Raw genomic sequence first — 13,738 nt, forward strand, 5'->3', positions numbered from 1 at the left:
TATAAATTATTTAATCAGAATAAGGAGGACTATTGTAATGGCTAAGAGAGGCGGTTTCCCAGGAGGTATGATGCCTGGTAATATGAACAATCTTATGAAGCAGGCACAGAAGATGCAGAAGCAGATGGAGGAGACAACTAAGACACTTGAGGATAAGGTGTATGAGTCATCTGTAGGTGGAGGAGTTGTCACTGCAAAGGTGTCAGGTAAGAAGGAACTCATGGAGATCAAGCTTGATCCTGAGGTTGTTGATCCTGATGATATAGAGACACTTGAGGATCTTATCATATCGGCTGTGAACGAGGCACTGAGAGCACAGGAGGATGACTACAATAGCAGTATGGGCAAGATCTCAGGTGGAATGGGACTTGGAGGATTGCCGTTCTAATGGAAGTTTATGGAGGAGAAGTAAACAGACTTATAGAAGAGCTGGGAAGACTCCCGGGAATAGGCTCCAAGACGGCTCAGAGACTGGCGTTTCACATAATCAGTATGCCTGAGGAGAGGGCGCTGGCGTTATCCGATGCCATTGTGAATGCAAAGAAGAACATAAAATACTGCAGTTGTTGCTACACGATAACTGACAGGGAGGTATGTCCTATATGCAGTTCACCAAACAGGAATCACAAGGTGATAATGGTGGTGGAGACCCCGAGGGATCTGGCGGCATATGAGAGAACAGGACAGTTTGATGGTGTTTACCATGTGCTCCACGGAGTTATAAATCCTGCCCTGGGTATCGGCCCAGCGGATATCAGGATATCCGAGCTCATGAGAAGGCTTCAGAATGAAGATGTGGATGAGCTCATAATCGCTACAGGTTCAGGCCCGGAGGGTGAGGCGACTGCGATGTATATATCAAAGCTTGTGAAGCCGGCTGGTATCAAGGTCAGCCGTATAGCAAGCGGTGTGCCTGTAGGCGGAGATCTGGAGTGTATAGATGAGGTTACGCTTCTGAGGGCTCTTGAGGGAAGAGTATACTTATAATGTATACAGACAGTCTGTGTACATAAGAAAAATAAAAGAAAGAGGTGCAGAGTATGTTAAGAGTAGGTTTTTTGACTAGTGGTGGTGACTGTCAGGCATTAAATGCAACTATGCGCGGAATCGCAAAGGGTTTGTATGAATTGTTTGACGAGGTTGAGATCTATGGATTCCTTGAGGGTTACAAGGGACTCATAAGAGGCAACTATATCAAGATGAAGCCGGCTGATTTCTCAGGTATTATCAACAAGGGTGGAACGATCCTCGGCAGTTCAAGACAGCCATTCAAGCTCATGGGAGAGCCAACTGAGGATGGTCTGGACAAGGTAAAGTCCATGAAGGATACCTATAAGAAGCTGAAGCTGGATTGCCTGTGCGTTTTAGGTGGAAATGGTTCACAGAAGACCGCAAATCTCCTCAGTGAGGAGGGACTCAATGTCATCGGTCTGCCAAAGACCATAGACAATGATCTGTGGGGAACTGACATGACATTTGGTTTCCAGAGTGCTGTTGATATAGCGACCCAGACAATAGACTGTATCCACACAACCGCTGCATCGCATAACAGAATCTTTATCGTTGAGATTATGGGCCACAAGGTTGGCTGGATAACTCTCCACGCCGGAATCGCCGGTGGCGCAGATGTGATCCTGCTCCCGGAGATCCCATACGATATCGATAAGGTATATAAGGCTATAGACAAGAGAACAAAGGACAACAAGGGCTTCACGATAGTTGCAGTTGCCGAAGGTGCTATTCCGAAGGAGATCGCAGAGCTTCCAAAGAAGAAGAGAAAAGAAGCGATAGCCAACAATCCATATCCATCAGTTGCGTATGAGCTGGCTGATAAGCTCAAGGCGTACACAACACAGGATATAAGAATAGCAATACCTGGACATACCCAGAGAGGTGGAAGTCCGGATGCATATGACAGAGTCATATCATCAAGATTTGGAGCAAAGGCAGCAGAGCTCATAAAGGCAAAGGATTTTGGAAAGCTTGTTGTATTCCTTGACAACAAGGTTACAGCTATCCCACTCTCAGAGAGTGCAGGAAAGCTCAAATACGTATCTCCTGATGACGACATCATCAGCGAGGCAAGAACACTTGGAATCTCATTCGGAGACAGATAAAGTAAGCTCTGAAAAAAGTAACAGAGATATTCACACATTCTCCCCATTTGCATATCTATGTAATAGACATACAACAATGCAGATAGGGAGATTTGTATGAGTGAAGAATTTAAGTATATTCCTTACAGCCCGGACGATGAAAACCTCAGGGGGCTTATAAGGGATGGAAATGTCTATAATATCAAGACACCTGTGATACCCGGTATGGGTGAGACTGGTGGATACAGTATGAGTTCGACAGGAATCATGCTTCCTGACTGTGATGATGGAACAGATGAAATGATGAGGGATATTGAGTACATGAAGGAGATGTACCCGGAAGAACTCCGAAAGGTCAGCATGGCCGTGGAGGAGGAGTGTGACAAGCTCGAGTATGAGGGCAGTCCGATGCTTGTTCAATATCCTGACAGAGAAGAGATGCGCCGTGTTGCGCGAAGGGTGTACGATGATCTGAGCGAAAGTGGGCAGATATCGGAGGATTGTTATGCAGGAATGGCTTCGGCAGGTGAAGCTTCGTACGAGGAACCGCCATATGTCCCAGAGGGACCCGGATGCGCCAATTGTGTTATGAGAAATATAATCGAACTGCTTGTGTGCAATGAATTCTGTATGAGACGCGACAGGCATAGAAGACGTAGAAGAAGGTTTTATTAAGTGAAGAAGAAAATAAATGTACTTGTAAGAATACTTGTGATGGCAGCAATATTTGTGATCACAATATATTTGGTCAATATATTTCAGAATAGAAGTTACAAGAATCTGGCTGCGGAGATGAAGGATGCAGAGTTGCCATTAGCTTATGTGTGCTATGGCGATTCGCTTCTCAATTGTATGCATGGTTATACAGGGGAGGTCGACCTCACACTTCTCAGGGACTCTGTGACGCCGATAGATGAGAATAAGAATCTTGAGATAATGGTGGAGAATGATGCATTTAAGGATGCGTCGTATTCGTATGAGATCAGGTCGATATCCGGAGATTCCCTTATAGAGAAGGGTGATCTGGAGGCGGCCTCGGGAACTGATGGCTACGATGTGCTTGATATAAGTGCGAGAATGGATCTCAAGCAGGATATGGAGTATATGCTGGTTGTCAAGCTTAAGAGCGGTGATGGCAGGAGTGCTTCATACTATACCAGAGTGGTCGTAAATGACAATTATCATGAGTCCCAACTGCTGAATGCCGCAAAGGATTTCCACGATGCGACATTTGCATTTGACAAGCTGGAGTCGGAATCGGTCATAGGAACCTACAAGCAGGAATACACGGGCGGCGGAACGGGAGATTCCTACGGACTGGGACATGTGAACCTTGCAAATGCATACTCGGATCTCCTCTGGGATGGGCTTAAGCCTACGGTTATAAGCGATGTAAACACATATATAAAGGAGATAGATGTCAACTATGCGGTGATCGAGATGGAATATAAAGCTATGTCCATCACATCGCAGGATGTCATGAGCTATTATACAGTTAAGGAGTTCTATAAGATCAGCTACAAGGATGTGCCTGTTGCCAGCCAGACTGATGAGGCGGACGGAGCCGGCACTGATGGAATATATTTTGACGAAACAGCTTCGTATGATGAGGCCTATTCGGATGAACAGGATGCAGATACTGTTACGGAGACTGAGCCGAAGATCACCATGCTCAGCTATGACAGATATGTGGACGAGTATTTTGACAAAGACGGCATAGATGCTATAAACAATGTGTATGAGATAGGTATCGTGTCATCGGATGATCTGGAATACCGCTACACAGAGGATAACAAGAAGATCGCATTTGTGAGAAATGGACAGCTCTGGATGTATGACTACGGCGATGGACAGATAACTCTGGTGTACGGATCAGGAATGGATGACCATGCAAATGACTCAAACACTTACGCCGACCATGACATGAACATCATAAGCTTTGACAAAGATGGAAATATGACATTTGCGGTGTATGGATATATGAACAGCGGAGATCATGAGGGAAAGCTCGGAGTTGCGCTGTATACATTTGATTATACGACTCTGGAGGTGGACGAGCTTCTGTTCGTCGAGTGCAATGTGCCTTATGAGGCTATGAAGAGCGAGACCTCCAGACTGACATATTACGACGGAGATAAGTTTTATTACATGCTCGGCGGAAAGGTGAACGCCGTGGACATGAAGACGAGACAGCAGTCTTATATTGCGGAGGGACTGTCAGCCAGCGATGTCAAGGTGTCGGTGAACATGGAAGTTATGGCGTATGGAGAGAGCGAGGACCAGAGCAGCAATACAAAGCTGACTCTGATGAATATGCATACCGGAAAGAGTTATGAGATAACCGCCGGAGCAGGGGAATGTCTGATATGCTATGGCTTTAAGGACTCAGATATGGTATACGGAGTGTCGAGCATATCTGATGCGCAGGTTGATGTGGATGCCGAGTCATTTGTTGGTACGAGGTACAGCGAGGAGTCCAGAGATAACATACCTGCATCCAGATTGTATATAGTAAACAGCGATGGCGAGCAGATAAAGGAATACGCAAAGAGCGGGTATTATCTGATGCAGGTTGATGTGGATACGAATCTGCTGTATCTGACAAGAGGAGAGAAATCCGACAGTGGATTCAAGTCTGTGGACGATGATTTCATAACCTTCAAGGAGGACGATACAAAGGAGACGATAGGAACTACCCATCTGTCATCCATAACCGGATATGACAGGCTGTATTTTACGGTTCCGTCAAATATGTATCTGAGCTATATACCGGCGCTGAACATAACAAAGGAAAAGATAGATCCTGATGCTGCAAGTATGATAATGACAGTAGTGCGTGATAAGGTGACCTATCATGTGTACGACAATCTTGGACTTTCAAAGATATATGACGTGGCGGGTGATGCGATAAATTATGCAGTGTCTGTATCAGGTATAGTGGTGTCAAGCGAAGGCGAGGTAATATACAGGCAGGCTGAGAGCCAGGAATACAACACCATTGCCTCTGGAATATTCCATCGCAGTACGCGAAGTGTGGATGCGTCACTCGGCGACTGTCTGTACATGGTTCTGACGTATCAGGGAGTACAGGTGACAGAGGATGATATAGCACAGTATACAGATCCTGTCGAGGCTCTTAACTCTCTTGGAAAGAGACAGGGCATAGATGTTACAGGTCTTTCGCTGGATATGCTCCTCGGTTATGTGAGTTCGGGAATACCGGTAATATCGAGGATAAGCGATGGCAGATATGTTCTCATAGTGAGCTATAATGAGGCAGACATAAGATATTATGATCCTGTCGAGGACAAGGAGATAGTTGTGTCAAGAGATGAGTATACGGATATGATGCTCCAGTGGCACAATGAATCCTACACTTATGTTGAGGAATAAAGATAAAAAGAAAACGGAGCGAGTTACCGCTCCGTTTTCTTTATAATAGTTGTAGTATAAGTTACTTAGCATGGATCCGAATGTTACGGATCATGTAGATTACTCCTCTGCGATTGTTCCTACTGGACAAGAACCAGCACAAGCACCACATGAGATACACTGTGAACCATCGATAACAAATACGCCGCCATTATCGCTGATAGCACCTACTGGACAAGCACCAGCACATGAACCACAACCGATACATGAATCGCCAATAACGAATGCCATAATTGTTTCCTCCTTATAAAGTAAAAATAATCACACGCTTATTGTAAAACAAAACTCATTAATTAGCAAGTGATAATAATATTTATCAACAACGGGTTTTATCAATAAGTAACAATAAAAGGGATAGACATTTAAAATTGGGTATAATATAATGTGAATGCTGAGTAAGAGCGCAATCTAAGGAGGATATAAATAATGGTAAAGATAAGTAAAGACATGCTTATAAATGACATTCTTGCAGTTGATGCAGGAAATGCAGCAATACTGATGGCAGCAGGTATGCATTGCATAGGATGCCTTGCAGCAGCAGGAGAGAGTCTTGAGGAGGCAGCAGCCGTTCATGGACTTGATGCAGAGGAGCTTGAGCAGGAGATCAATGATTATCTTGCAAAAAAGGAGGCTGAGTAGTATACTTGCCAAAGTAACCAGGTGTACTATAAAGGATGGAGAGATATATGAAGACAGACGGAACAAATCCTCCCGGGCAGGGAATATTTGGACTGATAGATATTAATTGTCATATTTTACCGGGAACAGAGGATGGACCGGATAATTTCCGGGAAGCGGCAGAGATGCTCAGAATAGCGTATGATGAGGGAATAAGGACGATAGTTGCCACCCCGCCATACAACAAGAAGAATCCGATAATGGATGGAGACAAACTGGACAGACTTGTGGAACAGCTCAACGTTGAAGCTGGAAAGATAGATCCGGATTACAGAGTCTATCTTGGAAGAGAGATAGAGTATAACGATGAGAACCACCAGAAGATCATATCTGGTCAGTTGGATTCCATGGCAGACAGCAAGTATGTTATGATCAGATTCCCTTACGATGTGGATTTTGAGACGATATCTGAAGCTATAAGAGACATCAATATGGACGGATATATACCGATAGTTGCCAATGTAGAACAGTATGAATGTCTTGAGGAAGACGAGGACAAGGTCGAGGAGCTCATTCAGTTTGGTGCATATGTACAGATAAGTGCATCGGCTGTGGTTGGAGATCTTGGACATGACATCAAGAATTTTTCGAGAAAGCTTCTCAAGGGAGAGCTTGTTCACTTTGTGGCAAGTGATGCATTGGATTCAGAGGATAAAGCACCATACCTCAGGGAGTGTGCTGAGTACATAGAGCGAAAGTATGGAGAGGATTACATGACGGAGCTCTTCTACACCAATCCAAAAGCAGTTATCGAGAATGATGATATTGACATATAAAACAAAAAGACGTATCGCTTGTGCGGTACGTCTTTTTTGCTGCGCCGGAATCTCTGGCTATTACTTATAATGCTGACAGTGTCTGAAGTGCTTCCTCCGGCATAATAGCGGTGAAGTGCTCCTTGAAATGTGCCGGCATGGCATATGTGAGCTTCTGTGCTGTTCCGTATTCTGCAAGGATATTGCAGACTCTCACAAATTCCTGGCTTGTGTTATTGCTGTTCGTGAGAACCAGATAATATCTTCCGTTGGAAGGATTCTTGTACAGGCAGTTCTCGCTGAAGTAGAAAGAAGCAACCTGTTTTGCTGCACTTATGATGGTTGCAAGTGAGTCAAAGATGTACAGTGAGCACATGCTCTCCCTTGCTGAACCTGATTCCTTTGTGCTGCCTGTTGTACTGGCGGCAGTGCCTGTGGTGCTGTCATCAGATGATGTATTGCTGCCATTTGCCGCAGCGGCAAAATCTCCTGCGGTTCCGGCAAGTCCGGATATGGTGTTGAAAATGCCCTCAAGTGCCTCTCTTACGCCCTGTGGAACGGAACCGGATCCACTGATCTCAAGTCTTGCGATGGTTCCGTTGTTATCCCTGGACTCATCGTTGTCGTCAAGATCGTCATCTATGTCATCATCATCCATGTATTCGTCATCGTCATCAATATCATATTCGCTGGTCTTTGAGAATCTGGAAAAGCGGGTATCCAGTTCTTCCGGATCTTCAACCTTTGTCACAATGAGTATGAGACAATCTGGTGATACCGGTATGGCTTCGATCATAAGTGGAGTGTCGTCAGCCTCAAAGCCTAATTCTACAGATGCCTGCTGCATCATATCCTTGAAGAGCTCTTTTGCCTTCGGTGTGCCATAGGCAAGCTCGGAGATCTTGAGCTGCTTTTCGGTGAGATCGGCTTTGTTGAGTGTGCATCTTATCTGATTTTCACTTAGACGTTCAATCTTCATAGAATCGACCCCCTTCAATAATTTAATGGTATTAAAATGTGTATTATAGTTTACCACATTTGTCAAGCAAGTAAATAGGATATATGGAGAAAATATTGGAATTTTCCGTGAAAAAATATCCCTAATTCTACGTTATGTATACTTTTATGAAAATTTCATAAAATATGCTCAAATGGGGTTGGAAAATGGCTTTTTATGCGTTATTGTGGAGTTGTGAGCGGGACGTGCTCAGGATATTTAGATGAGCTCATTTCTTTATTTTTCTACAAATTCTGTCTGATTCTTATCGTCTCAGATACAATTCCCAGAGATAGTGATATGACAGTGCTCACACATTTCCATAACTGACACATGGCACATAAAAGGAGAATAATACATCACAACACATCTGTCTTTACATTGCATGGCAGGGCTGGAAAAATAAACTATTTGGGGGTGATGCCTATAGGGGGTTAAAAGGCAGCAGTAGCATATAGAACATAATTATATGCACAGAATTACACTTAACATCTATTTGGGGGCTCTGCCGCTGTCACAGCAGAGCTCCTGGTTTTATTTGGCGTGCTGTTCATGCCATGTACAGACTGCATTGCAGATGGCGTTTGCTAGGGCGGTCTGGTATTCATCATTGCACAGATCGGAACATTCCTTTGTGTTGCTCAGAAAGCCGCACTCAACGATGACGGCGGTGCATGGACTTTCCCGCAAAACAAGGTATTCGGAATTGCCCTTTGCTGCCCGTGTGTTGGATGGATCGGCTTCGGAGATGAGATGCTCCTGGATGCACTCCGCCAAGGCTTTACCACCGGAGGAAGTGGAGTAATAAAATACCTGCGCTCCGTGGACATACTCGGCTGAATAGCTGTTCTGGTGGATGCTGATGTAGAGATCAGCGTTTACATTTGTGGCGAGGTTGGTGCGGGCTTTCAGATCTGAAGTCTTCTTGCTGGATGCATTTTCACTGTTCAGGGACTTGTCGGAGTCTCTGGTCAGATACACGGAAAATCCCTGATCCGTAAGTGCCGATGCCAGCTTTGAGGCGATGGCCAGATTTATATCCTTTTCCATGATCCCATCCGGGCTGACCTTACCCGGGTCAAATCCGCCGTGTCCCGGATCGATGAGGATCGTAAATGATTTTGCCGCATCTGTGGTGCCCAAACCTTCGGTGGATGCGCGCCCATTTCCTGTATTGGTGGAAGTATCCTGCCCGGCTGTATGGTCTGCGGGACGGACTATAAATATGTAGCAGAGGATTGGAGGAAGTATTACTGCAAATATTATGGCAAATACAAGTATGTATAATTTGGTGGAAGTACGCATCGGTGATACCCGGGAAGTGTAATTACTATTTTATATGACGGCGGCGGACGTTATATGATATATGTTACCCAAATATAGCCTAAACATTTGACACACATGCGGTGCTGGGCTAAAATATGGGCGTATATGCAATAATATAGAAGCGATAACAATTTATTATAGAAGAAGGTAAAGTGATGAACACTATAATTGCAAAAGCAGGAGTGGATGACGACCGCATGTATGAGCAGGCGGCGGAGATACTTAAGAGAGGTGGTCTTGTAGCATTTCCGACAGAGACAGTGTATGGCCTTGGAGGAGACGCGCTGAATCCGGATGCGTCACATCGGATATATGCGGCAAAGGGCCGGCCATCGGACAATCCGCTCATAGTCCATATAGCAGAGACATCAAGCGTGTATGAACTGGCGGAGACAGTAAGTGACGACACGAAGAAGCTCATGGAAGCATTCTGGCCGGGACCACTCACCATCATACTCAACAAGAAAGAGGTCGTTCCGCACACGACCACTGGCGGACTTGATACGGTTGCCATCAGGATGCCATCGCATCCGGTTGCCATGAGGCTCATAAAGGATTCGGGAGTGTATATCGCAGCTCCAAGTGCCAATCTGTCCGGACGACCATCCCCGACCACTGCGCAGCATGTGCAGCAGGATATGGACGGCAGGATAGATATGATCATCGACGGCGGGGCAGTCGGAATCGGTATAGAGTCGACGATAGTGGACATGACCGGAGACAGACCGACTATATTGCGGCCTGGATATATCACTCCGGAGATGATAAGGGATATCGTTGGCGATGTGACTATAGATCCGGCGATAACAGGTATGAACAATGCTCTGAGACCTAAGGCTCCGGGTATGAAGTACACACACTATGCTCCAAAGGGAGAACTCAGCATAGTAGAGGGCGATAGACTGGCTGCGGCTGAGAAGATAAGAAGTCTTGTTGCGGAGAAAAAGGCGCAGGGATACAAGACTGCGATACTGTGTGACACTGACAATGTCAGTCTTTATGATGACGGAGTATGCGAGAACGTATACGATGCCGGAAGCAAGAAGAACGAGATAACTGTGTCTGCCGGACTGTACAGCCTGCTCAGAACCTGTGATGACATAGGTGCACAGTATATATACAGCGAGTCATTTGAGGAGGGGGACATGGGCTACGCCATCATGAACCGTCTCATTAAGGCTGCAGGACACAGGATAATAAGCTGTTAGTTAATTTCGAAAAAAATATTATATAAAAAGGAGAATCAGAACATGATAGCACTTGGATGTGACCACGGCGGATATGAGCTTATGCAGGAGGTTATAAAGCATCTTGAGGAGAGAGGCCTTGAGTACAAGAACTTTGGCTGCTACAGCACAGAGTCAGTTGATTACCCGGTATATGGACAGGCAGCAGCAAAGGCAGTAGCCTCAGGTGAGTGTGATAAGGGAATCATCATCTGCGGAACAGGAATAGGAATATCGATCTCAGCGAATAAGATAAAGGGAATCAGAGCTGCACTCTGCCACGACTGCTTCTCGGCACAGGCGACAAGAGAGCACAACGATGCAAATATGCTGGCTATGGGTGCCAGAGTCATAGGACCTGGACTTGCACTTAAGATAGTCGACATATTCCTCGACACACCATTCTCAAATGATGAGCGTCACGTAAGAAGAATCGGAATGATTGAGTAGTATCATAAGTTATGCCGTAAGGGGGACCCCGTTCATACTCAAAAAAGAATCCCATGACAGTATGGTCAAGACTGTCATGGGATCTTTTTTTATACGGTTTTCGTCAAACTGCATCATTTGTTCGACATATAACCGCGTTAAAAGGAAGAAAAATGATTAATGGATAAACATAAGTATTATCAACATAGTCACATTGTACATTAACAATAAAAAAATATCAAGGGGGTTGTACAAACTTTACAAAATGTTTATTTACAATATAGCCAACTCATTATAAAATAATATTACTTGAGTTTTGACATAATAATCTAAAGTGATGCTTTGATGAAGTGTTTATGGAATTGAGTCTGCTCATAAATTTTTATAAGGGAGGAATGTTATGCTGCAGGAGACTATGAAGAAGATAACCGATGCAGAGTCTGAAGCTGACGAGATCATTCGCAAGGCCAAGGAAGAAGCCGACTATACAGTAGCTGCTGCAAAGAATGAGGCTGCGGATATGATCGCGGCCGCAGGATCAGCTTCGAGAGAAAGCATGAAGAGTGCCGAGGGAGCCGGCAGATCTGAGGAGGAGAAGCTCACGGTGAAGGCGATGGATATTGCCACCGCTGAGATCGCACATCTCAGGGAACGTGCAGCGTCCATGGAAGGCGAGGTTACTTCCATGATCATCGCAGAGCTGGTGGGATGAAAAGCCCTGCAGGCATTTTAAGAAAGGGGGTAAATGTATGGCGGTACTTCCTATGAAGAAGATTGAGATCTGTGCCATGAAGAGGGACAGAAAAGCAATTCTTGAGAAGCTCCAGTCGCTGGGAATGGTTGAGATACAGACTGATAACGAAGAGACTGATGACTTCAGGAAGATGAGTACCACAAGCCAGAGAGCAAAGTACGAGAAGAGAGTACAGAATACAGATGAAGCCTTACAGATAATTGATAAATATGCTCCGGAGGAGAAATCCATATTTGCCAGCCTGGAAGGACGGCAGGAGGCGTCAGAGGCTGACATTCAGGAGATCATAGCTGGAAGATGGGATTATAACCGTAAGGTTAAAAAGATCCAGGAGATCAGCAAGGACATAGCCGGCTGCGAGGCGGGAATAGTCAAATGTCAGGTGGCTATAGACGGATTGGCGCCGTGGCTGAATATGGACATACCGATCAATACCACAGGGACCGAGAAGACGGATGTGATGATCGGAACTATGCCACCGGGGCTCACGGAGACGGATATTCAGGGGTATATAAGCTCTGCGGAACCGGAGATAGCGGGATACACAGTCACTGTTGTAGGATCTGATAAGGACCAGACTTGTATGGTGGCAATAGCCATTAAAACTGTATCACAGAGGGTGGAGGAGATATTGAGATCCCATGGATTTACAAGAATTTCGTATTTCTCCAAAAGAACACCTGAACAGAAGACGGATAAGTACAGGGCGGATATAAGGGAGTTCGAACAGTGGATAGAGGACAAGAAGAATGAACTAGTATCCATGGCTGATGACAGAGACAAGCTGAGACTTCTGGCTGACTATTACCGCATAAGGGCGGATAAATATAAGGTCCTTGGAAGCCTTCTCCAGTCAAAGAGCACATTTGTCATATCGGGATATGTGCTGGAGAGAGATGCAGACAGGGTAGTGGCTGTACTCAATGAGAATTTCAGCCTGATGGCTGATGTATATGATGTTCCGGAGGATGAAGCGGCACCTATACAGCTTCAGAATCCGAAGATGTTCGCATCGGCGGAGGGTGTACTGGAGTCATTTGGACTTCCGGGAAAAGGTGAGATGGATCCAACCACACCGATGGCGATATTCTATATATTCCTGTTCGGACTCATGTTGTCCGATGCGGCGTATGGACTCATCATATTCCTGGCATGTTTTATTTTGATCAGGAAATTCCCGAAGATGGAGAACGGACTTCAAAAGTCCCTGCGTCTGTTCATGTACTGTGGTATATCCACACTGATATGGGGAATATTATTTGGTGGTTTTTTCGGAGACCTGATAACGGTGGTATCGAGGACGTTTTTCCACCACGAGGTGACGTTCAAGCCGGTATGGTTTGCACCGCTGGATGACCCGATGAAGCTTTTGTTATTCTCTTTGCTGTTCGGACTTATACATTTGTTCGGCGGACTGGCACTCAAGGGATATATGTGTCTGAAGAAGGGAGATGCGAAATCATTCATATGCGACGTGCTGTCGTGGTTCATGCTCATCACAGGACTTGTGCTGATGCTCATGCCGACGGAGCTGTTCGCATCCATAGCACAGATGCAGTTCAATTTCCCTGGCTGGCTTAAGAATACAAGCTACGGACTGGCGATTGTGGGAGCTGCGATCATCGTGCTCATGTCGGGAAGAGACCACAAGAATCCGGTGCTCAGACTTGCACTTGGACTGTATGACATATACAACCTGACAGGCTGGCTGTCAGATCTGCTGTCGTACTCAAGGCTTCTTGCTCTGGGACTTGCGACGGGAGTTATAGCACAGGTAATAAACCAGATGGGAAGCATGGCTGGCGATGGAATATTCGGAGCCATAGTGTTCATCATCGTATTTATAGTAGGACATCTGTTCAACCTTGCGATCAACATGCTGGGAGCATACGTGCACACATGCCGTCTCCAGTATGTAGAGTTCTTCGGCAAATTCTACGAGGGCGGCGGCAATCCATTCAGGCCGTTCAGAGAGAATACGAAGTACGTTGATATAGTAAGTGGTACAGAAACACAGAAATAAGAAACCAATTTTAGGAGGAGAA

The 13,738-nt window shown here is 45.4% G+C and carries 14 protein-coding genes; 11 read left to right on the forward strand and 3 right to left on the reverse strand.

Features of this window, described 5'->3' with window-relative positions; translation table 11 throughout:
• Positions 1–37: 37 nt before the first annotated feature.
• The 5 genes from GT575_RS03775 (at position 38) to GT575_RS03795 (ending at position 5,489) form a co-directional block, all read left to right on the forward strand.
• Positions 38–388, forward strand: a complete 351-nt coding sequence (locus tag GT575_RS03775; protein WP_015534286.1) for a YbaB/EbfC family nucleoid-associated protein — start codon at positions 38–40, stop codon at positions 386–388.
• Entirely contained in the window at positions 388–987 is a 600-nt protein-coding gene (gene recR / locus GT575_RS03780) for a recombination mediator RecR (RefSeq protein WP_022217523.1), read from the forward strand. Before GT575_RS03775 ends, recR begins: the two co-directional genes overlap by 1 nt.
• A 53-nt stretch (positions 988–1,040) precedes the next feature.
• Positions 1,041–2,117: a 6-phosphofructokinase gene (locus tag GT575_RS03785; protein WP_015534284.1), complete on the forward strand. Its 1,077-nt coding sequence runs from the start codon at positions 1,041–1,043 to the stop codon at positions 2,115–2,117.
• Positions 2,118–2,213: 96 nt separating this feature from the next.
• A complete protein-coding gene (locus GT575_RS03790; protein ID WP_015534283.1) occupies positions 2,214–2,771 on the forward strand; it encodes a hypothetical protein in 558 nt (185 codons plus the stop codon).
• A complete protein-coding gene (locus GT575_RS03795) occupies positions 2,772–5,489 on the forward strand; it encodes a hypothetical protein (RefSeq protein ID WP_118017966.1) in 2,718 nt (905 codons plus the stop codon).
• Positions 5,490–5,588: 99 nt separating this feature from the next.
• On the opposite strand, the gene GT575_RS03800 is transcribed toward GT575_RS03795, so the two are convergent.
• Positions 5,589–5,759: a DUF362 domain-containing protein gene (locus GT575_RS03800; protein WP_015534282.1), complete on the reverse strand. Its 171-nt coding sequence runs from the start codon at positions 5,757–5,759 to the stop codon at positions 5,589–5,591.
• Positions 5,760–5,954: 195 nt separating this feature from the next.
• Between GT575_RS03800 and GT575_RS03805 the strand changes: the two genes are divergently transcribed.
• Both GT575_RS03805 and GT575_RS03810 read left to right on the forward strand, forming a co-directional pair.
• Positions 5,955–6,167: a DUF1858 domain-containing protein gene (locus tag GT575_RS03805; protein WP_015534281.1), complete on the forward strand. Its 213-nt coding sequence runs from the start codon at positions 5,955–5,957 to the stop codon at positions 6,165–6,167.
• A 47-nt stretch (positions 6,168–6,214) separates the two neighbouring features.
• On the forward strand, positions 6,215–6,982 hold the full coding sequence (locus tag GT575_RS03810; RefSeq protein WP_022217525.1) for a CpsB/CapC family capsule biosynthesis tyrosine phosphatase: 768 nt from the start codon (positions 6,215–6,217) through the stop codon (positions 6,980–6,982).
• Positions 6,983–7,046: 64 nt separating this feature from the next.
• Here the strand turns inward: GT575_RS03810 and GT575_RS03815 are convergent, their stop codons facing one another.
• Together GT575_RS03815 and GT575_RS03820 are read right to left on the reverse strand one after the other, a co-directional pair.
• Positions 7,047–7,940, reverse strand: a complete 894-nt coding sequence (locus GT575_RS03815) for an adaptor protein MecA (RefSeq protein WP_015534279.1) — start codon at positions 7,938–7,940, stop codon at positions 7,047–7,049.
• Between the two features lie 552 nt (positions 7,941–8,492).
• A complete protein-coding gene (locus GT575_RS03820; RefSeq protein ID WP_055271943.1) occupies positions 8,493–9,263 on the reverse strand; it encodes an N-acetylmuramoyl-L-alanine amidase in 771 nt (256 codons plus the stop codon).
• A 176-nt stretch (positions 9,264–9,439) separates the two neighbouring features.
• Here GT575_RS03820 and GT575_RS03825 point away from each other — a divergent pair, with 176 nt between their 5' ends.
• The 4 genes from GT575_RS03825 to GT575_RS03840 all read left to right on the forward strand — a co-directional run bounded on the left by GT575_RS03825 (position 9,440) and on the right by GT575_RS03840 (position 13,716).
• A complete protein-coding gene (locus GT575_RS03825; RefSeq protein ID WP_015534277.1) occupies positions 9,440–10,492 on the forward strand; it encodes an L-threonylcarbamoyladenylate synthase in 1,053 nt (350 codons plus the stop codon).
• 42 nt (positions 10,493–10,534) lie between these two features.
• The gene (gene rpiB / locus GT575_RS03830) at positions 10,535–10,960 is read left to right on the forward strand and encodes a ribose 5-phosphate isomerase B (protein ID WP_015534276.1); all 426 of its coding nucleotides are present in this window, start codon (positions 10,535–10,537) and stop codon (positions 10,958–10,960) included.
• Between the two features lie 379 nt (positions 10,961–11,339).
• Positions 11,340–11,651 (forward strand): Vacuolar (H+)-ATPase G subunit, encoded by a 312-nt coding sequence (locus tag GT575_RS03835; protein ID WP_161171509.1) that lies wholly within the window; start codon positions 11,340–11,342, stop codon positions 11,649–11,651.
• 37 nt (positions 11,652–11,688) lie between these two features.
• Positions 11,689–13,716, forward strand: a complete 2,028-nt coding sequence (locus tag GT575_RS03840) for a V-type ATP synthase subunit I (protein ID WP_161171510.1) — start codon at positions 11,689–11,691, stop codon at positions 13,714–13,716.
• Positions 13,717–13,738 lie beyond the last annotated feature (22 nt).

The sequence above is a fragment of the Coprococcus sp. BIOML-A2 genome (genome assembly GCF_009875795.1).
Lineage (GTDB): Bacteria > Bacillota > Clostridia > Lachnospirales > Lachnospiraceae > Coprococcus > Coprococcus aceti.